Raw genomic sequence first — 19,988 nt, forward strand, 5'->3', positions numbered from 1 at the left:
TACCAAAACGATGGCTAGTTTAACTTAGTAAAGTAGAACTAATCTATCAATTCATTGCAGCGTTTAGAAAATTCAACAAATAGCCGAGGCTGACCAAGGAGTAGGTTATCAGGTGGATTTGATGTCTGCCAACCCCCAACAGACCATGCTCTAATGATGACCGCACCCTTGGTGCCTATTTACTTATCAGCACCAAAGGTGCAAAATCATTAGCCTTGGGCAACGCCCAAGGAAGCATGCGGATACGCCACCCAAGCGCCAAAGGCGCGGAATCAACAGCTTAAGACATCACCCGAACACCTTTCCGCTTTGGAAATCCATAATATCCAGCGCTTCCATTGAAATTTTGATGCATCTCGAACCGATTTAAACTAAGTTGGGATTTTTTTTCAGAAAAGTAATTTTATGGAACCCATGAATTTAGTACCTTAAATTCATGATTGACAAGATGTATCACTGCCGAATATTCCTGCTGGTTTTCACGTTGCTGACCAGTTCCATGCCTGTAATCGGCCAGCAGGCCCCGCTAATAGATCCGGAAGTGGAAACGGCCCGTACCGATGCCTATGAACAACAACTGGAAAACTACCTCCGCCATTACCTGGTAGAAGCATACGAAGACCGCACCGCGGATCAGTGGAATCGGGACTACAGTAGCCCTGCCGCCCTTGAGCGCAGTGTGATCCCCAATCGCATGCGTTGGGCAGCTGTGCTTAGCCCTCCGGCACTTCACAAGACAGGCCAACTCGAACGCAGGCCCCACCCCCTCGGGAATATACAGGCCGAATGGGTTACACTGCCCTTGGGCATGCTCACTGCGGAAGCGGTACTCGCATTTCCACAAGGGGCTAGCGAACAACATCCGGTCCCGCTGATCATTGTACAGCACGGCATCGCCAGTACACCGGAAACCCCGTTCTCAACAGGTGCCTACCACGAATACGCCAAGGGATTATTGGATGCCGGGTTTGCGGTGCTGCTGCCCATGAACCTTCGCTCTGTGGAGCGGCGCAATAACGTGGAACGGTATGCCCGGTTGGCAGGTACTTCCCTGCCCGGAATTGAACTGGTACGGGTACAGCATTTGCTGGACGTTGTACTTGCAGACCCACGTGTGCACGCGGAACAGGTAGGCATGTGGGGCATCTCGCTGGGCGGGATGGCTACCATGTTTTGGATGCCCTTGGAGCCCCGCATCAAAGCGGGTGTGGTTTCCGCTTGGTTTAATGAGCGAAGAAACAAAATGGCTGTGCCGGATGAGCGGTATTCAAGTTTTTCTCCCCGGGAAGACCACGCTTTCTTCAACGGGTGGTTGACCGAATTTGCCGACGAAGACCTTGTTTCCCTGATCCTGCCCCGACCGTTGATGATACAGCATGGAAAAAAGGACAACATCGCCCACTGGCCGCAGGTAGTGGACGCATACGAAAAAGCGGCCCTTCACTACCAGCGCTTGCGGATGCCTGAAAGGATTGATTTGATCCTTCACGAGGGAGCGCACGAGACTATCGTGGACGAAGGGGTGCAATTTCTGACCATTTGGCTGAAAAATTCAGGCAACGGAAATTAGTGCCCCCGACAGGTGTAGACTCGGCTAACCCCTCCTATTCCTACCCTCCCCTGCAGTCGTAGTCCCTTTTATGCCATTTGCAATGGCTTACTAAAGAACATCTTAGTAAAAATAAAACCATTTTTTGAGATCAGTCTGGATTAAAAATGAAAAGGCAGGCTAACCAAACGTCCGTTAACAAATTACAGTCTTTTTAACTAATTCGGGAATGCTACGCGGATACCCTATTTTCAGCTATGGGAGACAACATGTGTTCGAGCGCGAGAAATTATGCGGGATTAGGTGGTCTGATAGCCGTGTATTATTGGTAATTCCGTCCATTTCCAATTACAAATTGGAATTAATAGAAGGGTGTAGTTGCAAACTACACCCAGCTGCCGAAAGTATATACAACACCGAGTGGGGATTATTTGTGAATTTAGGATATATTCAAATCCATCCACGCTATCGGGATGGTTAGAATAAAGGGTGTAGTTTCAAACTACATCCAAGCTTCCGCCGGAAGCCTGAACTACACCTAGAGGATCAAACTGGCAATAACCTGAAGCAGTGGACTAAAGGAATTTTCTTCCAACATATTGGGAGGCTTTAGCAAGTTCTTATCCCAAATGGGAAAAATGGGTATTGCCTATGCTGTATTCCAAAAGCAGTTATTAAGCTTTAATCCTGTTACCAGTTTGGCTGCTTCTGCTGCATTAGATGCCATAGGTGGTGCCATGTCAGCACTTAGTTCAAATGTGGGTTCATATATGAACGGTTCAACCAGCGGTACTTATTCAGGTGGGGGAAGTGGTGCAGGAAACTATTCCGATTCCTTTATTGAAAGACGGATTAGAGGGGTTAACAGAAATGTTGGGCAACAGCCACAGGAAGTGGAATTTAAAATCAAGGGTGGCACCTTGGTTGGTGTATTGCAGACCAATAGCAGATTCAGACAAAGATTTTGAAAATTGACACATTTTGGCTCAAAAAGTGACTGATTTATTCTTATATTTCAAGCTGTTTCACATTTCAAAACACCAAATTCAAACTAGATATTTTTAACTATTTCAAGATTGTTAATACAAGCATGAAAAATTTAATTAAATATATCGCATTTATTTGTTTGATAATATTATTTTTATCTGAGTTTTGTATATTTTTCATGCTATTTAACGAAATAATCAAATTAATTTGGTTTATAATTATCCAATTATTAATATTTTTATTTTTTTCATATATAATTATGACAAAATTAGGAAGTGATTATTCTATCAGTAGAGAACTTTCAAAGAACTTTGCTGCGGGTGCCGTAGTAATTGTAATTTCAATAATGATGGCTTTGGTTTTTGAATGGAAGGATAATGTAAAGAAAAGAGAAATTAATTTTATAAAGGCTGCTTTAGAAGAACCAATAAGTTTAGGAAAAAGCATAATCCATGATGTTGAGTTTACCCTAAAAATGAAGCTTGAAAATGAAAATTTACAATACATTTTAATCGGTAAATTTCTTTCCGATCCATCTACCTTTGATGAAATCACCATTGAATTATTTGATAAAGATGGATTTAATATTGCGGAAATTTATGTTTATGATTGGAGCATGATAATTGACCGTACAAATAAGCCTATAGGTATTGAAAAGAATGGATATTTTGAATGGGATGACTACGAATCTTATCAGCAAATTAAATCATTTCGAATGAAAGTCAGCTATTGACAGATTGAAATAAAAGTATGGAATCAAAGACTGGGGTGGGTTTTTACTTTCCCTTTTTTTTGGATGCATTGACAATTTTTTAATTATCTATATGAAACACAACGTAGAATACAGGCTGGAATACACTTCCAAAGGCAACTATACCACTAAGATTGAAATATTGGGAAAGGCTTTGAAGGAAGCCCAATAGAGCTTACAGGGCAAGGAAATACCCCTGTTGAACTGGTCTATGAAAGTTCTGATAGCAAACAATTTTCAACCTTCATCAACAGTTATGCAACCCTGACTGTAAGGGAAACCCAACTGCTGACAAGGCCACAACCTGAACGCAAACACACTTTCAAGGAAGGGATTACCATAAACTACAACATTACCAACGTAAGAAGCTTTTGTGTAGACCTTGAACGCTGTGGTGGAATTACCTATCTGAAACCGGACATTGACAATATCTTGGAGGTGTGAAACAAAGCCAAATAGGAAATCTGAAGAATTTTAAGTAACTTTAATTCTAACTAACCAAACCAAAATTATGAAAAAAAGCAAAACTGAAATTGATGAATTTATTGACAGGTTAATATACCAAATAAAAAATGGTATAGAAAATTACAATTGGGAACTTACCAAAAGTGACATAAACTTAGAAATGTGGGATTTTGATATACTAGAAGGTGATTCTAACAAATATTATTTTTCGAAATACCCATTTGAAAAAACAAACAACAATGATAAGTCAAATATCAAACTGATATTTTTCAAAGAAAAACATGTTTTGGTTTTGATCCATGAAAGTAAATCCACTTTGGCCATTAAGGTTTTTGAATCTTGGACTATTGATGAGATTTATCAATTCATAGGAAAACACACAATGGATGTCCATTTTACGGATGAACATTTTCTACCATTTGGAAAGTGGCTGGTAAATCAAGTAAATGAAATAAAAAATTTTATTGAAAATTAAGGCACAAAACCAGATTAGATTTTGTGACTCATTTGTGACTACCCTAAAGAAAAAGCCCTGTAAAAGTTTGATTTACAGGGCTTTAATAACGTATTAGTAGAGAGTGGGGGATTCGAACCCCCGGTACGCTTTGACACGTACGACAGTTTAGCAAACTGCTGGTTTAAGCCACTCACCCAACTCTCTGTATCCACAGGCGGATTTGCGCTTAAGCGTTGCAAATATAAACCAATAATCCGCACTTAAACAAAACCGCCATCCAATAAATTTTGGGAACAGAACCGCCTTTCTTTACCCTCAACGATAAGCTTCTGTACATCAGCAGGAATTTTGGCGACCCAAAAACCCTGCCCTCCCCTACACCGGCTCGTTTTTTCGGAAAAATTCCCGCACAAAGGCCAAAAGCTGATTTGGGGTCATCTTGTCGCTGTTTTCCACGGCAACCCAGGCAGACCGGAAAGCCTTGTTTTCCTTCAGCCGGTTTCTTAACTGCTCCTTGGCCTTGCCCGGACCAAAAATAAGCACCTCGCGGTACCGTACCAGCTCCTGCTCCAACTGCTTCAGGTATTCTGTCGTCTCCTGCTGCTCGGTTTGGTGTTTGCGGTACTCATTGTTGGAGGTGTGCTCATGGTTGGGTGTAAAGCGGGTGCTGTCGTTACCCTCTCCCTCTTCCCGCCGGCCCTTCCCCAAGGGCGACGTGATGCGTTCCAACTCCCAGGCCTCACCCCCTGCATAGCCAATCAGAATGGCCTGCCCGTAATCTACCCATACTCCCAGTTGCGCTGCTTTTTCCATGGTCATCTTTTTGGTTTATCGTAATCGGTATACCCAAGATACAGACTTTATCCATAAATGTAAAATCCCTTTTTAAATCCCGGCCTATTCGGTTTATTTGCAGCCAAACAACCCGTTTCCATGAAGATTATCGCCATAGGCAGAAACTACGCCGCCCACATCGAAGAACTTAACAACGAACGCCCGTCCGAGCCGGTTGTGTTTATGAAACCGGATACCGCCCTGCTCAAAAACGGCGCACCGTTTTACCATCCGGAGTTTTCCGAGGACATCCACCACGAGGTCGAACTGGTACTGAAAATCAACCGGGAAGGAAAGTATATCAAAAAGGAGTTTGCCCACAAGTATTACGATGAAATAGGTCTCGGCATAGACTTTACGGCCCGCGACCTGCAGCAAAAATGCAAGCAAAAGGGCCTGCCGTGGGAGATCGCCAAGGCCTTCAACGGCTCCGCACCCATTGGAGACTTCCTGCCGGTGAGCGAGTTTCCAGACCAGGCGAATATCAATTTTCACCTAGATATCAACGGGGAAACCCGCCAAAAAGGCAACACCTCCCTCCTGCTCTTTGACTTTGGGGTCATCATCGAATACGTATCCCAGTTCTTTACCCTCAAGACAGGCGACCTTATCTTTACAGGCACACCCGCAGGCGTAGGAAGGGTAGCCATTGGGGATCACCTCGAGGGATACATTGAAGGGAAAAAGATGTTGGATGTTGAAGTTAAGTAAAAAGGTTCTCTGGGTCTTGCTCCTTGGCCTTTTGACACAGCTATCCCTGCTCGCCCAAGTGAATCCGGGCTATTTCCTCTTTCCCATCAAGCCCGGGGAACGAAATTTTTTGGCGGGCACCATGGGGGAAATCCGACCCAACCACTTCCACAGCGGGGTAGATATCAAAACAGACGGAAGGGAGGGGCTGCCCGTATATGCCGCGGCAGATGGCTATGTGCACCGAATGAAAATCTCCTCGTTTGGCTATGGGAACGTACTCTATATCAAGCACCCCAGCGGTAACTATACGGTATATGCGCACCTTCGGGAGTTTGCAGCCCCGATTGGTGATTACATGCGCACCAAGATGTATGCCTCCAAAAAAAACGAACTGGAATACTCCCCCTCACCAGAAGAGTTGCCCGTAAAAAAAGGCGAAATCATCGCTTATTCGGGGAATACGGGTTCTTCGATGGGGCCACATCTACATTTTGAAATCCGCGATTCGCTGGACAGGGCACTGGATCCCCTTCATTTTGGCTTTTCGGAAATCATCGACCGCACCCCCCCCTTTGCGCAGCGGGTAGCCGTAACACCTCTCGACATGGAAAGCCGCGTGCAGGGCATCTATGCGCGGCGGGAGTATCCCCTGGTCTACGCGGGAGAGGCCTACCACGTGATTACGCCCATCCCCGTAAGTGGCAAAGTGGGCGTTGAAGTACTGGCTTACGATCAGCTGGACGATATGTACAACCGCAACGGCTTTCCCACCTACGAAATTTTTGAGGGCGATACGCGGATTTTCCGCAGCACAGTGAACCCCATTGATTTTTCCATTGGCCGCTATATCCTGTCCCACACCTACCGAAACCGGTTCACCCGCCTATACAAACTGCCCAACAACCGCTTTGATTTTTACGAACCGGACACCGCGTGGGCCGGTGCCCTGCGACTGGCTCCTGAAGAAGAGCGGACACTTCGAGTTCAGCTCCGTGACACCTACGACAACGTGCGCTCGCTGCACCTCACGCTGACGGGAGAGATCGCATCCGAGCGCCTGTCCGGGGTGAATACCACCTCCGGGAATACCTCGATGGCCTACGAGGGCCATGTTCTCCTGCTGCACGATACAGGCAGTGGCGAAGGTGATTTGGCAACCTTTTTTGTGAACGGGTACCAAATGGAAATGCCCTACGCCTACAAAGGCTCGAACAGACGTACGTACCTCTGGGATATGCGTTTTGGACTTCCTGACTCGGTGCGGCTGTGCTCCCATACGATGTATCCACAGGTAAATGCCCTGATCATCAAAGGGCAGGAAACGCTGTACGCAGATGCCCACGCGGAAATCCTGTTTGAAAAAAACTCCCTGCTGGACAACCTATACCTGCGGGTCAATCCTCTGCGGGACGATACGATCCCGGGCATTGTGGTAAACGATCCCACGGAATACCTACGGGAACCGATTCGGATAGCTTTTGAAGCGGGTTCGTTTTCGGGAGACAGGGCACGAACACACGTGTACCTACGGCATGAAAATGGCTTCCGAAGCTTTCAGGGCGGGACATGGGACGGCAGCCGTATCCGATTCAACACCCGCAGCCTGGGCACCTTTGTGCTGGCCACCGACTCTGTGCCCCCTCGCATACAGCCCATGCGGGTAAACAGCTCCGAACTGCGCTTTTCGATCCGCGATGACTTGTCGGGTATTCGGGATTTTGAAGCCTATGTGGACGGGGAATGGATCCTGATGCGGTACGAACACAAGCAGTCCATGATATGGTCTGAAAAAGCAGTGGGCAGGCCGCTTCGGGGGGAAGTTCTTCTGAAAGTCCGGGACATGGCAAATAACGAGGCCATTTATAGGGGAAAAATTTAATTTATTGCGATATTTATGGCCCTAACCGAAACAAAGAACCAAACCATTTGACATTATGGCAATAGAAGTAGGTCAAGAAGCACCTGATTTCGAAACAAAAGACCAAAACGGCAATACCGTCCGGCTCAGTGACTTTAAAGGAAAAAAGGTTGTCCTTTATTTTTACCCCAAAGACAATACCCCCGGCTGTACCGCACAGGCCTGTGACCTTCGGAATAACTACGAGGCACTTCAAAAAGCCGGCTATGTGGTGCTAGGCGTAAGTTCCGATTCGGAAAAGTCCCATCAGAAGTTCATCCAAAAATACGAGCTGCCCTTTTCCCTCCTGGCCGATGAAGACAAGTCGGTGCACGAAAAATACGGCACCTGGGTAGAAAAATCCATGTATGGACGCTCGTATATGGGCACGGCCAGAACCACCTTTATCATTGACGAAACGGGTAAAATCAGTCAGATTATCGATAAGGTAAAAACAAAAGAACACACCAACCAAATTATCAACTAATTCCTATTCATGGAAAAGCTTTCAACGGAACAACTGCAAAACATCTGTTCACAGGTACGCCGTGACATCCTCCGGATGGTTCACGGGGTCAATTCCGGGCATCCCGGAGCTTCACTGGGCTGTACGGAATTTTTCGTAGCCCTGTACTTCCATCAGATGGCGCATAACAACGCATTTCAGATGGATGGCGTAGGCGAGGACCTCTTTTTTCTTTCCAACGGCCACATCTCACCGGTATGGTACAGTGTGTTGGCACGATCCGGTTACTTTTCTACCGAAGAACTGGCCACATTTCGTAAGATAAACAGCCGTTTGCAGGGCCATCCGGCTACCCACGAAAAGCTGCCCGGCATCCGCATTGCCTCGGGTTCATTGGGACAGGGGCTTTCGGTAGCTATTGGAGCGGCTTTGGCGAAAAAAATCAACGGTGACGACCACACCGTCTATGTTCTCATGGGAGATGGAGAGCAACAGGAAGGGCAAATCTGGGAAGCAGCCATGGCTGCCCCCCACCATAAAGTGGATAACCTCATCGCCACCATTGACCTGAACCGTCAGCAAATAGACGGCCCTACGGAGAAAATCATGAACCTACTGGATCTGAAAGCCAAATGGGAGGCGTTCGGCTGGCAGGTCATCGAAACCAAAGACGGAAACGACATGGCTGCTGTAATTGCGGGACTGGAAAAAGCGAAAAGTCTACTTGGCAACGGCAAACCAGTCCTCAACCTGCTGCATACCGAAATGGGATATGGCGTGGACTTTATGGTAGGCACCCACAAGTGGCACGGCGTAGCTCCCAACGACGAGCAGTTGGCGTCGGCACTGGGCCAACTGGAAGAAACCCTGGGAGATTATTAAGCAGATGCGCCACCCGCTTGGAGGGCTGACAAAAAGAAACAGATCATGGAAAAGACATTGGATTTAAAATTCACATATACTGAAAAGAAAGACACCCGATCCGGTTTTGGAGACGGTTTTTTGGAAGTAGGGCGTAAAAACCCGAACGTCGTCGGGCTTTGTGCCGACCTAATCGGCTCGTTAAAGATGGGCGCATTTCAAAAAGAGTTCCCGGACAGATTTTTTCAGGTGGGCATCGCAGAGGCCAATATGATGGGAATAGCCGCGGGAATGACCATCGGAGGCAAAATCCCCTACACCGGCACCTTTGCCAACTTCTCTACCGGAAGGGTGTATGACCAGATACGGCAATCCATCGCCTACTCGGATAAAAACGTGAAGATCTGCGCCTCGCATGCAGGCCTTACCTTAGGTGAAGATGGAGCTACCCACCAAATATTGGAGGACGTGGGCATGATGAAAATGCTGCCCCACATGACCGTAATCAATCCCTGCGATTACAATCAGACCAAAGCCGCGACCATTGCCATTGCAGACCATCAAGGGCCTGTATATCTCCGTTTTGGGCGGCCCAACTGGCCCATTTTCACACCGGCCGACCAAAAGTTTGAAATCGGAAAGGCATGGAAAATGATCGACGGAAAAGACGTCACCATCTTCGCTACCGGACACCTCGTGTGGGAGGCGGTAGTGGCTGAAGCCATGCTAAGAGAAGAAGGCATATCCGCCGAAGTGATCAACATCCACACGATCAAGCCGCTAGATACCGAAGCTGTGTTGGAATCCCTAGCGAAAACCGGCTGTGCCGTATCCGCAGAGGAGCACCAGTACAATGGTGGCTTAGGCGACAGCATAGCCCAGACCCTCAGCCGTTTCCACCCTGCTCCAATGGAATTTATCGGTGTAGATGACTCTTTCGGAGAATCCGGCACCCCTACCCAGTTATTGGAAAAATACGGCCTGAATGCCGCCAACATTGTGAAGGCCGCCAAAAAGGCCATTGCCCGAAAATAAGCATAAACCACGTGATTAAAAACCCTTGGACTGTAAACAGTTCAGGGGTTTTTTTATGTTTTTTTTCCTGTGCTGACAATTTTTCGGAAAATTTTATGTTAATTAGAAGGGTTTGTAAAAAAAAGCAACCAACCAATCCCACTGGTAGGCGAATGATTGCCACGACATTTCGCCACCTGTCCTACTATCCAACCTGTAACCTACACCGATGATTGAACCGACATTCCGTCACAAAGACCTCCTTGCATCCCTGTTAATTGGAATTTTATATTGCCTCAATTCCCCTTGCCTGATAGCCCAACAGTTAAGCTGGACAGCCGATGATCAAGGTTACGAATTGACGGAAAATGGAGAAACCCGCCTTTTTTACCAGCGTGCCACCAAAGATAAAGACGGCCAATACCCCCGCGCCAATTACATACACCCCCTTTACGACCTAAATGGAGATGTGATAACCGAGGATTTTCCGGAAGACCATCTCCATCACCGGGGGATTTTTTGGACCTGGCATCAACTCCTGGTGGACGGAAAACGGGTGGCGGATCCTTGGATCAGCGATGGGATCGTTTGGGAAGTAACACGGGTGGAAACCTCGGTACTATCGGAAGAGATGGCGGCACTGGATGCTCAAATCAACTGGGTGGTGGACGGTGAACCGGTAGTAGAGGAATCCCTTCGGCTTCATTACGAGCGGGTGGATCCGGAGTTGTACCGACTTACTGTAGAAGTATGGTTAAAACCGCTGGCGAAAAAGGTGCAAATCGGAGGGTCGGAAGATCCGAAGGGGTATGGCGGTTTTTCGCCGCGTATACGTCTCACCGAAACGACAGGCTTCTTCGACCAAAATGGACCAGTTACCCCGCAGGAGCTACCCGTAGCAGGAGGCCCTTGGATGAACATTACCCAACAGGGCCCGGAAGATCCCGGTGTCGTGATACTGGGTGAACCAGACCGGCTACCCTCTTACCAAGGGTGGATACTGCGCCGGAAAAACAGCATGCAAAACATGGCTTTCCCTGGGCGCGAGCCTATTACGCTGTCCGAGAAAGAACCTTACCTCCACTTCAGAAACCAACTGCTGGTACATCAAGGCCTACAAACGGCTGAAATAGACTTGTTTTACCGGGATTTTATCCAAACTGAGCCAACGACCGATCAGGCCTTGGCAGACTGAATTACCCGGAAGGTTAGGTTGATGCGCGGAGCTGTGCTGGCAGATACCTTCGGAAGTTGGTGTTCCCAGGCCTGCTGGCTTTCGCCTTTCATCAGCAGGAGACTTCCTGATGCCAGCATAAGGTCTATCTTGGGAGCTTTATTCATGTAATGGCGAAACTGAAACCTACGCTCCGCTCCCAAACTTATCGAAGCTATGACGGGATTATTTCCCAGTGACTTTTCATTGTCCCGATGCCAGCCCATGCTATCCCCTCCGTTCCGATAAAAATTCAACAAGACGTGTGAAAACGAAACACCGGCGAAAACATCCAGCCGTTGCTTCAATTCCAGGAGCTCGGGGGTAAAGGGGTAAGGCTGCATGGAAATGCCCGAATACCCATAGGGGATCGCCGGGTCGCCATAAAGTGCGGTTAACCTAGGCTGCATAACCCGTTTACCAAACATCCAAATAGTCTCTTGGTTCCAGCGTATACCCGACGAAAATTTTGAAAAAAAACGACTGCTTTCCTCGGAAGACAAAAACGAGGGGACATAAAGGGCTTCCCCTTCGTGGGGCAGTAGGTTTACAGGCGAGAAAATCTGCTTAGACAACATACCACGCTAACCACAAAAAATAAGCCTCTGTTTGAAAAAACCAGGAACAAACACGCATGGGGACCCAGGGTTGCCTATTTTTGCAAAAAAAACCATGCCCGCACCCAAGTTGTTTCATTTCGAAAAAAACTTTGAGATTCTCTCCTTTCAGGTAGACCCAGAGGGGAAACTCCGGTGGAGTGCTCTGGGAAATCTCTTTCAGGAAATCGCCTGGCAACATGCTGACAGCGGGAATTTTGGGCAAAACCTGTTCGATCTGGGCTTTCATTGGGTACTGTCCCGGTTCCATATTGAAGTTCAGAAACTTCCACATTGGGGAGAAGTCATTCGGATGAAAACAGCGGCCCGTGGCATTGATAGCCTGTTTGCCCTTCGAGAATTCGAAATGACAAGCCTATCTGCTGAAGTGTTGGCGCGCGGGATGTCCTCATGGCTCTTGCTGGACAGCAAAAGCAAGCGGCCAAAGCGACCCAATCAGTTTCTCCCGGGGGATTTATTTCCCGAAGTCGCCAAGGGAACCCTTCTGCCTGCCAAACTGCCTGTACCGACGGAAACCTCCCATACCAAGCTCTTCACGGTACAGCCATCCGACTTGGATATGAACAACCACGTCAATAACGTGACCTATATCCGGTGGATAGAAGACTACAGCCATGCGTTTGGGTTGGCATTTAGCCGACTGGAGATCAATTTCCTGGCCGAGGCTATTTTGCATCAGGATGTGGAAGTAACTGCCCAAAATTCCGAGGCGGGTTGGATCTTAGTTGGTAGGGTTAATAATGCTCCCATTTTTTTGGCACGGACCAGCGGATAAATCGGGCCCACTCCTCCGTTCCACAGGCCTCTGGCCTTTGCCAATCCTGAAACACAGGCCAAATTGGTTATGTTTACCCTTGACGAGGGAGAGATTAGTATACATTTTGTTACTTTTAAGAGAAGGACAAATCTACCATTGCCTTTTTTGAATAAAAATGCACCGTCCTAGCGATATAAAACCTGCCAGACGGTTCCAAACCGTCAGGCCGATGAACCTCTAAAAATCAATTATAGACACATGAAAGCATCCGACCTATTTATCAAAGCCCTGGAAAACGAGGGCGTGGAATACATATTTGGTGTACCGGGAGAAGAAAATCTTGACTTTCTGGAGTCGCTGAGTAATTCAACCATCGAGTTGATCGTCACCCGCCACGAGCAAGGGGCTGGGTTTATGGCAGCCACCTATGGACGCCTCACCGGCAAACCCGGCGTATGCCTCTCCACCCTCGGCCCCGGAGCCACCAATTTGGTCACCCCCGCTGCCTACGCCCAATTAGGGGCCATGCCCATGATGATGATAACAGGGCAGAAGCCCATCAAAAAAAGTAAACAGGCCCGCTTTCAGATCATAGACGTGGTAGACATGATGCGCCCACTGACCAAGTACACCAAGCAGATTGTCAACAGCAACGTCATCGCATCGCAAATCAGGGAGGCATTTCGCCTCGCCACGGAGGAACGCCCGGGAGCGGTCCATTTGGAATTTCCGGAGGATATCGCCCAAGAAGATTGCTCGGAAGAGCTCTTCGATGTGGTAGATTATATCATGCCCAAAGCAGATAGCAAAGCCATCGATGCAGCGGTGAAGATGATCGAGGAGGCCAAAAACCCCCTCCTACTGATCGGGGCAGGTGCCAACCGCAAAATTACCTGCCAGGCCTTGGCCCGCTTCGTGGACGAGACCGGCATCTACTTTTTTACCACGCAAATGGGCAAGGGCGTCATCGACGAACGCCACGAGAGGTACCTCGGCACTGCCGCGCTTTCCAGCAACGACTTTGTGCATGCCGCCATTGACGAGGCAGACCTGATCATCAATGTGGGCCACGACGTAATCGAGAAACCGCCCTTTTTCATGAACAAAGGTGGAAAAAAGGTCATCCACGTAAATTTTGCGCCAGCCGAGGTGGATCCGGTATATTTCCCCCAGCTAAATGTAGTGGGAGATATTACCAGTTCGGTCAACCTACTGGCCGATGAGCTTAAACCCCAGCCGCATTGGGATTTTTCCTTTTATGCCAAAGTGCGCGAAGAGGTACGTGGCCACCTTAGCACCTACTTTAAAGATGAGCGCTTCCCCATGCTTCCGCAGCGATTGGTACATATTTTACGGGAAAATCTGGGCGACAAGGATGTAATCACGCTGGATAATGGCATCTATAAAATCTGGTTTGCCCGCAACTATACGTGCTACCAACCCAATACCCTCTTGCTGGACAATGCATTGGCCTCCATGGGGGCCGGACTGCCCTCGGCGATGGCCGTAAACCTGCTCTATCCCGACCGAAAAGTGGTGGCTGTCTGTGGGGATGGGGGCTTTATGATGAACTCCCAGGAACTGGAGACAGCCGTAAGGCTAAAACTTAATCTGACTGTCGTTATCCTTAATGATTCGGCCTACGGCATGATCAAATGGAAACAGGAAGATATGGGCTTCAGGGATTTTGGCCTAGACTATAATAACCCGGATTTTGTGAAATATGCCCAAAGCTACGGCGCACAGGGATACAGGCCCGAAAACGATGCCGATTTCATAAAAATCCTGAACCAAACCCTTCACAGCGATGGCGTCCACGTGATAGATTTACCGGTGGACTATTCGCTAAACCACCCCATTTTGAACGTAAAATTGAAACAAAAAACCTCAGAACTATGAGCAATATGCTAAAAGTCACCTCCCCCTATGACCATCACCTCATCCGGGAACTCCCGATGATCGATGGCCGGGAGTTGGAAGCTACCATTCGAACCGCCTATACCTTATTTACAGATAGCTCCTCTTGGATTCCCGCCCACAGGCGGATAGCCCTACTTGAAAAAGTCCGCAACATCATGGAATCACGCGTGGAAGAACTCACCATGTTAGCAGCTGAGGAAGGCGGCAAGCCCTATCAGGATTCCAAAGTGGAAGTCCTGCGGGCCATCAATGGGGTGAAGATAGCCACCGAAGAAATCGCCCAACTGGCTGGCAAACAAATCCTTATGGGCCTTACGGAGGCATCTTCAAATCGTATCGCCTTTACCATCCGGGAACCCATCGGCGTGGTGGCATCCATTTCCGCATTCAACCACCCCCTTAACCTGATCGTCCATCAGACTATCACGGCATTTGCGGCAGGATGTCCGGTGATCGTCAAACCCGCGGGAACTACCCCTCTTTCCTGCCTAGCCCTAATGGAAATCCTCGACGAAGCCGGCATTCCGGAAGGCTGGGTCCAATCCATCATTTGCGATAATGAGCTTGCCGAAAAACTGGCCACTGATACGCGTATCAACTACCTTTCCTTTATAGGATCCGCAAAAGTAGGCTGGTACCTGAAATCAAAACTGGCCCCGGGCACGCGCTGCGCACTGGAGCATGGTGGTGCGGCCCCCGTCATAGTAGAAAGCGATGTGGCACTGGATATCATTGTCCCGTCGCTGGTAAAGGGTGCTTTCTATCATGCAGGTCAAGTCTGCGTGTCTGTTCAGAAAGTGTTTGTTCAGGAATCCCTCGCGAAGAGCTTGGTGGAGAAAATGGCGGAACAAGCCCAAAAGCTGAAGGTAGGCGATCCCCTGGAGAAGGACACGGAAGTGGGACCTCTGATCAAGACTTCCGAAGTAGACCGTGTACATGAATGGGTTAAAGAAGCGGTGTCCAAAGGAGCCGAATTGCTTTGTGGGGGCAAAAAAATAAGAGACACTTGCTACGAACCTACTGTCCTTTTCAACCCGCCCCACGACGCCAAGGTGTCCACAGAGGAAATATTTGGACCTGTGGTATGCATCTACTCCTACAAGGATCGCGAGGAAGCCATCCGCTTGGCCAACAGCCTGGATTACCATTTTCAGGCGGCTGTATTTACCAAAAACCTGGATATTGCCTTGGATACCGTGAGAAAACTGAACGCTACGGCTGTCATGGTCAACGACCATACGGCCTTTCGGGTGGACTGGATGCCCTTTGGTGGCCGAGATGCATCCGGTGAAGGCTTGGGAGGCATCCCCTACTCCATGCATGAGATGACGAGAGAAAAGCTTATGGTGATCAAAAGTAGGCTGCTGCCATAGACCAAGCAGCTCCTTCCCGGCCATAGGTAATGGCCAGGGATCTTTTTAGCCTTATTTGAAGGAAAAAAACCTCTTACGTCCGGAAAATTTTACCAAGGATTGATTAGATTTAACTGTGGAAAAAGAAAAAACCAAAGCCATAGTAAAGGAACCCGATCTGAGTTATGGGCATTATTCCTACGCCGACTACCTAGCTTGGGAAATGGAAGAAGTGGTGGAGTTGATAAAAGGTAAGATATTCAAACGTGCCGCAGCCGCTCCAAGTCGCATCCATCAAAGGCTGGCAGGGGATCTATACACCGAACTAAATCTGTTCCTAAAAGGTAAACAGTGCCAAGCTTATATAGCTCCTTTTGATGTGCGGCTGCCAGTCAAGTCCACCAAAAACGAAAAAATACATACGGTCGTACAACCCGACATCTGTGTCGTTTGCGACCTCGGAAAGCTTGACGACAGGGGTTGCATCGGTGCTCCTGATCTGGTGATAGAAGTACTTTCCCCCGGAAATAAGCAGCTGGAACTGCAACACAAATACGAAGTATATGAGGAATCCGGCGTGAAAGAGTATTGGCTGATGGATGCGCTGGGACAGACCCTCTTGATTTACACGCTGGTTGGAGGGCGGTATCAAAGTTCCCGATTGATGACTTGCGGAGATACGGCTAAGTCGACGGCAGTAGTAGCCTTCGAACTGGACTTAGCTACCTTTTTTGCTGACATCAAATGAATCCTATGTGCCTCAGGCATCGCTATAAACTGAACAAGCCCAAAGCGTATACCTAGGGCTTGTTTAGATTATACAAAGAACTGATAATTGATTAGCGTTACGCGTTATCTTTTTTCTTAATCACCAAGGTCATAATACCCTCGGGGGTATTAACCTTTCCGGTCAGCTGGGCACCCTTTTTTTCCAAGACGGTTTTGACCACACTTCCCTCCACATAGACATCAAACGATAAATTCCCATCCTTAATGGCTACATTTTTTCCCGAAACCGACTGCCCATTTTTAAGCGTTATTGTTACTAGCGTCTCCTTTTCCTTGCTAACGATAAGTACCGCTCCCTCGTGGTATGGATAGGGAGCATCATAGCATTCATACGTCCAACTTCCATCAAATTCCGAAGCAAAATCAACCGCAATTGCGGGAATGGTATATAGTGGGACAATAAATAAAAGGAACAAAACTAAGCTTAATTTTTTCATAACATTACGTTTTTAGGTTAAACATGATATTTCGAAAGTATAGCCTAAAAACCAAACATGGTAAAAAAAGGGGTGAATTTCCTTAAATAGGGCCGAATAACCGCGGCTAGGCGAATAGGTGGTCAAACTCAGGGATAAACTTACGTGATACCGGGACAACGGTGGTGGTACACTCCAGAATTAGGCTTACCTTTCCCGACGTCTTTTTCACCATCTTGACATTTTGTGTGTTAACCAGGTAAGATCTGTGGCACCGTTTTATCGGCAAATCCTTCAATTGCTCTGAGAGTCCTTTTAAGGAATTTCGCAATATTTCCTTTTTGACGGTACCGTCGTCTGCATAGTATATCGTGGAATAATTGTCCGCCGCTTCGATAAACAAAATACTGGAGAGCTTCAATGCCAACCTATTGTTTCCATACTCATCCTTAAAATGTATTAGACTACTGGAGAAAACCGGAGATTTTGGTTCGTTTTTTTCCTCTTCTTTCTTTCTGAAAATCCAAATAAAACATAAGGCCAACGTGTAAGGAATCAGCAATCCCAGAAAAGTATATTTAAAACTTATAAAATACTCCCGGAAAAAACCAGAATCACCGCTACCATATAGCACATGGAAAAGGAGTGCCAACAAGGTCACCTCGCAAAGCACCCAATACACAAAATGGATAATTCTAGTATTGCCTTTTACCAGCAACGGTTTAACAAGTAACTGTGAGAATGCCAGAAAAACACCTCCGATTACCCCAAAACCAGACAGACGCAAAAACTGGCTAAACCCCTGATCTGGCTCCCACTGATCGATGTTAAATGGGGTATACAGGTTAATAAAAAGTATGGTAAAAGCCGCACAAGCACCAATTAAAAGCACCTTTTCCCGGGTATTCTGAAGCAAATCAAAAGGCAAGGACAGGAATTTACTGATTTGATACATAAACCTAAAATTAAGAAAATACGAATTAGAACCAGGCATACACGCTGCCTAACCCTATCTGTATTCTCCAGACTGTATTTTTTGGCTAATTTAATCAATGGACTCCAAACCACCGCCGCTGTTGGCTTGCCGCTAAATAATTCAACCATTTTTCAAACGGAAAGCCTTGAAGGTGCCAAAATCAAAAAAGCATGAAGACTCTTGCTTTGTTCTTGAAGGCACGTATTCTTCTTAAAACCAATGGTTTAAAACATCCTAATCTTTCGTACACAGAAACGGGGGCACCCCAAACTATCTCTCCCAAATCCAGTCTAATCCAGCTTAAAATCCCTACTGGTAGATTTTTCGGCACTAGGGAAATCAGCAGGTATGGGAATGGTAACTTCCCCGGTCGCGGCCCATTCAGCACCCCTTACAAAAGAAACGATAAATCCCACGCTTTCGATGGAATAGTCATCGTGCCCGAGGGTGGTATGAAAAATCCTCCCCTCACCGTAGTCTATCACCATCAACACGGGTTCATGCCGATCGGTAGGCGCATTGCCCGAAATATCCTTTCCCGTAGCCAAAATGGTCATATTTTCCGCCGGCCCCCGCAATTTGGCATAGCATTCATCCTTGGTGGTCAACCACACTTCCGGCATTCCGGTGGTGATGGGGTGATCGTTTTCACGCACGGTAACGGGAAAAATATGGCTGGGTCCATGCGCACCACTTTTTCCGGGAGAGTGATCCCGTACCAGTTCCCCTTCGTTGGTATAGTAGACATAAGGCCCGTCCTTTTCGGTGCGGTCACCCCAGCCACCCAGGCCAATCATCTTGTTGTATGCCAGCCAATCGGGAAAGGAATTGTCAGCCGCATGCACGGACACAAAGCCTCCGCCAGAAGCAATGTATGCTTCAAATGCTTGCTGTGTACTCTCCGGCCAAGCAGCTGCCTTCCAGCCAAAATTGGAAATCACCACATCGTAATTACCAAAAATAGGCGAAAAATCCGGATCATGTTGCGGATCCTGCAGGTCGGTTGTTTCGCCGCCCCCCGCCAACGGCAGGTAGTCCGCTTCCCTTTTAGCGTTCCAAGTATACTTGGTTCTATGGATGTCCACCTCAAAAAGACCGGTTTCTTCCAGGTACTGCTTCATCATAATGGTAGATTTGGGCCAAACCTCGTGGTTGTTTTGGCCATCCACGATCAACGCCTTCAATTGGGGCGTACGCGTAGGCAAAGAACCATCGTTTGAGTCGGCTGTGCGAAGGTTATTCTGACGGTCGGATTGGGTGCCTGGGCAGCCACCCAACCCCAGAGAAACCAGTACCAATACAATAAAGGAGCGCGTTTTCATTTTTTTATTTCAAAGATGCCAGTATTATTTAATATCACTAAAAAACTCCTCGAGATCCAACTTAAACCCGGGAAGGACACGTGACTCCACCACATCCCCGGAAGTAAGCAGCCTAGAAGGGACATAGCGGCCATTTTCCAGCGTGTAGATCAGCAGGTCATGGGTTTCGGCATGAATGATCCAATATTCCCGAACCCCGTGCGACTCGTAAAGCTCGTACTTGTGCTTCAGTTCTGTTTTACTGTTACCCGGAGAAAGGATCTCTACGATCAGGTCCGGTACCCCCAGGCAACCCCGGTCATCCAGCTTTGCGGGATCGCATATCACGCAGATATCCGGCTGCACCACGTCAACTATTTGCTTGTCTTCCCTGGATGTTTTTGGAAACCGGACATCGAACGGGGCATCGTACACCTGACAGAGCGATCCTTCCAGAAAATTATAGAGTTTGGCGGCCAATTTAATTGAAATCTGCTGATGGATACGTCTCGGGGCAGCGGCCGCTTTCTTGAATACCTTCCCCTTTATCAGTTCTACGACTTCGTCCATATTCCAAGTAAGGTAGTCGGCATAAGAATACTGGCCGTACGCCATATCGGGTTCTTTGACGATTTCGGGCTTCGGATCATCCATAAGGTAAATATACTCATTT

General features: G+C 47.6%; 20 protein-coding genes and 1 tRNA gene. 14 read left to right on the forward strand and 7 right to left on the reverse strand.

Annotated elements, in window-relative coordinates:
• The first annotated feature begins 436 nt into the window (after positions 1–436).
• From ADIS_RS19055 to ADIS_RS19070, 4 genes are all read left to right on the forward strand, one after another.
• Positions 437–1,570: a dienelactone hydrolase family protein gene (locus ADIS_RS19055; protein WP_035807038.1), complete on the forward strand. Its 1,134-nt coding sequence runs from the start codon at positions 437–439 to the stop codon at positions 1,568–1,570.
• Between the two features lie 608 nt (positions 1,571–2,178).
• Entirely contained in the window at positions 2,179–2,517 is a 339-nt protein-coding gene (locus ADIS_RS19060) for a hypothetical protein (protein ID WP_010856321.1), read from the forward strand.
• A 278-nt stretch (positions 2,518–2,795) separates the two neighbouring features.
• The gene (locus ADIS_RS19065) at positions 2,796–3,269 is read left to right on the forward strand and encodes a hypothetical protein (RefSeq protein ID WP_162141589.1); all 474 of its coding nucleotides are present in this window, start codon (positions 2,796–2,798) and stop codon (positions 3,267–3,269) included.
• Between the two features lie 529 nt (positions 3,270–3,798).
• The gene (locus tag ADIS_RS19070; protein ID WP_010856323.1) at positions 3,799–4,227 is read left to right on the forward strand and encodes a hypothetical protein; all 429 of its coding nucleotides are present in this window, start codon (positions 3,799–3,801) and stop codon (positions 4,225–4,227) included.
• Positions 4,228–4,324: 97 nt separating this feature from the next.
• On the opposite strand, the gene ADIS_RS19075 is transcribed toward ADIS_RS19070, so the two are convergent.
• Positions 4,325–4,413, reverse strand: a tRNA-Ser gene (locus tag ADIS_RS19075).
• Between the two features lie 171 nt (positions 4,414–4,584).
• Positions 4,585–5,022, reverse strand: a complete 438-nt coding sequence (locus tag ADIS_RS19080) for a hypothetical protein (RefSeq protein ID WP_238325460.1) — start codon at positions 5,020–5,022, stop codon at positions 4,585–4,587.
• A gap of 120 nt (positions 5,023–5,142) precedes the next feature.
• Between ADIS_RS19080 and ADIS_RS19085 the strand changes: the two genes are divergently transcribed.
• The 6 genes from ADIS_RS19085 to ADIS_RS19110 all read left to right on the forward strand — a co-directional run bounded on the left by ADIS_RS19085 (position 5,143) and on the right by ADIS_RS19110 (position 11,169).
• The gene (locus ADIS_RS19085; RefSeq protein ID WP_010856325.1) at positions 5,143–5,754 is read left to right on the forward strand and encodes a fumarylacetoacetate hydrolase family protein; all 612 of its coding nucleotides are present in this window, start codon (positions 5,143–5,145) and stop codon (positions 5,752–5,754) included.
• A complete protein-coding gene (locus ADIS_RS19090; protein WP_010856326.1) occupies positions 5,738–7,615 on the forward strand; it encodes a M23 family metallopeptidase in 1,878 nt (625 codons plus the stop codon). The genes ADIS_RS19085 and ADIS_RS19090 overlap by 17 nt, the downstream gene beginning before the upstream one ends.
• Before the next feature lie 55 nt (positions 7,616–7,670).
• Positions 7,671–8,120: a thioredoxin-dependent thiol peroxidase gene (gene bcp, locus ADIS_RS19095; protein WP_010856327.1), complete on the forward strand. Its 450-nt coding sequence runs from the start codon at positions 7,671–7,673 to the stop codon at positions 8,118–8,120.
• Positions 8,121–8,129: 9 nt separating this feature from the next.
• Complete coding sequence (locus ADIS_RS19100) at positions 8,130–8,981, forward strand: transketolase (protein WP_010856328.1); 852 nt, start codon at positions 8,130–8,132, stop codon at positions 8,979–8,981.
• Between the two features lie 45 nt (positions 8,982–9,026).
• A complete protein-coding gene (locus ADIS_RS19105) occupies positions 9,027–9,995 on the forward strand; it encodes a transketolase family protein (protein WP_010856329.1) in 969 nt (322 codons plus the stop codon).
• 208 nt (positions 9,996–10,203) lie between these two features.
• A complete protein-coding gene (locus ADIS_RS19110; RefSeq protein WP_035807044.1) occupies positions 10,204–11,169 on the forward strand; it encodes a DUF6807 family protein in 966 nt (321 codons plus the stop codon).
• On the opposite strand, the gene ADIS_RS19115 is transcribed toward ADIS_RS19110, so the two are convergent.
• Positions 11,151–11,765 carry an alpha-ketoglutarate-dependent dioxygenase AlkB family protein gene (locus tag ADIS_RS19115; protein ID WP_010856331.1) on the reverse strand — a complete coding sequence of 205 codons (615 nt, stop codon included), beginning with the start codon at positions 11,763–11,765 and terminating at the stop codon, positions 11,151–11,153. The two genes, ADIS_RS19110 and ADIS_RS19115, sit on opposite strands and share 19 nt — an antisense overlap.
• A 94-nt stretch (positions 11,766–11,859) precedes the next feature.
• Here ADIS_RS19115 and ADIS_RS19120 point away from each other — a divergent pair, with 94 nt between their 5' ends.
• The 4 genes from ADIS_RS19120 to ADIS_RS19135 all read left to right on the forward strand — a co-directional run bounded on the left by ADIS_RS19120 (position 11,860) and on the right by ADIS_RS19135 (position 16,581).
• Positions 11,860–12,579 carry an acyl-[acyl-carrier-protein] thioesterase gene (locus ADIS_RS19120; RefSeq protein ID WP_010856332.1) on the forward strand — a complete coding sequence of 240 codons (720 nt, stop codon included), beginning with the start codon at positions 11,860–11,862 and terminating at the stop codon, positions 12,577–12,579.
• 240 nt (positions 12,580–12,819) lie between these two features.
• A complete protein-coding gene (locus ADIS_RS19125) occupies positions 12,820–14,460 on the forward strand; it encodes an acetolactate synthase large subunit (protein ID WP_010856333.1) in 1,641 nt (546 codons plus the stop codon).
• On the forward strand, positions 14,457–15,854 hold the full coding sequence (locus tag ADIS_RS19130) for an aldehyde dehydrogenase family protein (RefSeq protein WP_010856334.1): 1,398 nt from the start codon (positions 14,457–14,459) through the stop codon (positions 15,852–15,854). Before ADIS_RS19125 ends, ADIS_RS19130 begins: the two co-directional genes overlap by 4 nt.
• 115 nt (positions 15,855–15,969) lie before the next feature.
• Positions 15,970–16,581, forward strand: a complete 612-nt coding sequence (locus ADIS_RS19135; RefSeq protein WP_010856335.1) for a Uma2 family endonuclease — start codon at positions 15,970–15,972, stop codon at positions 16,579–16,581.
• Positions 16,582–16,678: 97 nt separating this feature from the next.
• Here the strand turns inward: ADIS_RS19135 and ADIS_RS19140 are convergent, their stop codons facing one another.
• The 4 genes from ADIS_RS19140 to ADIS_RS19155 all read right to left on the reverse strand — a co-directional run bounded on the left by ADIS_RS19140 (position 16,679) and on the right by ADIS_RS19155 (position 19,969).
• Complete coding sequence (locus tag ADIS_RS19140; RefSeq protein ID WP_010856336.1) at positions 16,679–17,059, reverse strand: hypothetical protein; 381 nt, start codon at positions 17,057–17,059, stop codon at positions 16,679–16,681.
• 106 nt (positions 17,060–17,165) lie between these two features.
• Complete coding sequence (locus ADIS_RS19145) at positions 17,166–17,993, reverse strand: LytTR family DNA-binding domain-containing protein (RefSeq protein WP_155907621.1); 828 nt, start codon at positions 17,991–17,993, stop codon at positions 17,166–17,168.
• Positions 17,994–18,304: 311 nt separating this feature from the next.
• Positions 18,305–19,336: a ThuA domain-containing protein gene (locus ADIS_RS19150; protein WP_010856339.1), complete on the reverse strand. Its 1,032-nt coding sequence runs from the start codon at positions 19,334–19,336 to the stop codon at positions 18,305–18,307.
• Positions 19,337–19,360: 24 nt separating this feature from the next.
• Positions 19,361–19,969 (reverse strand): Uma2 family endonuclease, encoded by a 609-nt coding sequence (locus tag ADIS_RS19155; protein WP_010856340.1) that lies wholly within the window; start codon positions 19,967–19,969, stop codon positions 19,361–19,363.
• Between the last annotated feature and the right edge of the window lie 19 nt (positions 19,970–19,988).

The sequence above is a fragment of the Lunatimonas lonarensis genome (genome assembly GCF_000390185.1).
In the GTDB taxonomy this organism is placed as follows: domain Bacteria; phylum Bacteroidota; class Bacteroidia; order Cytophagales; family Cyclobacteriaceae; genus Lunatimonas; species Lunatimonas lonarensis.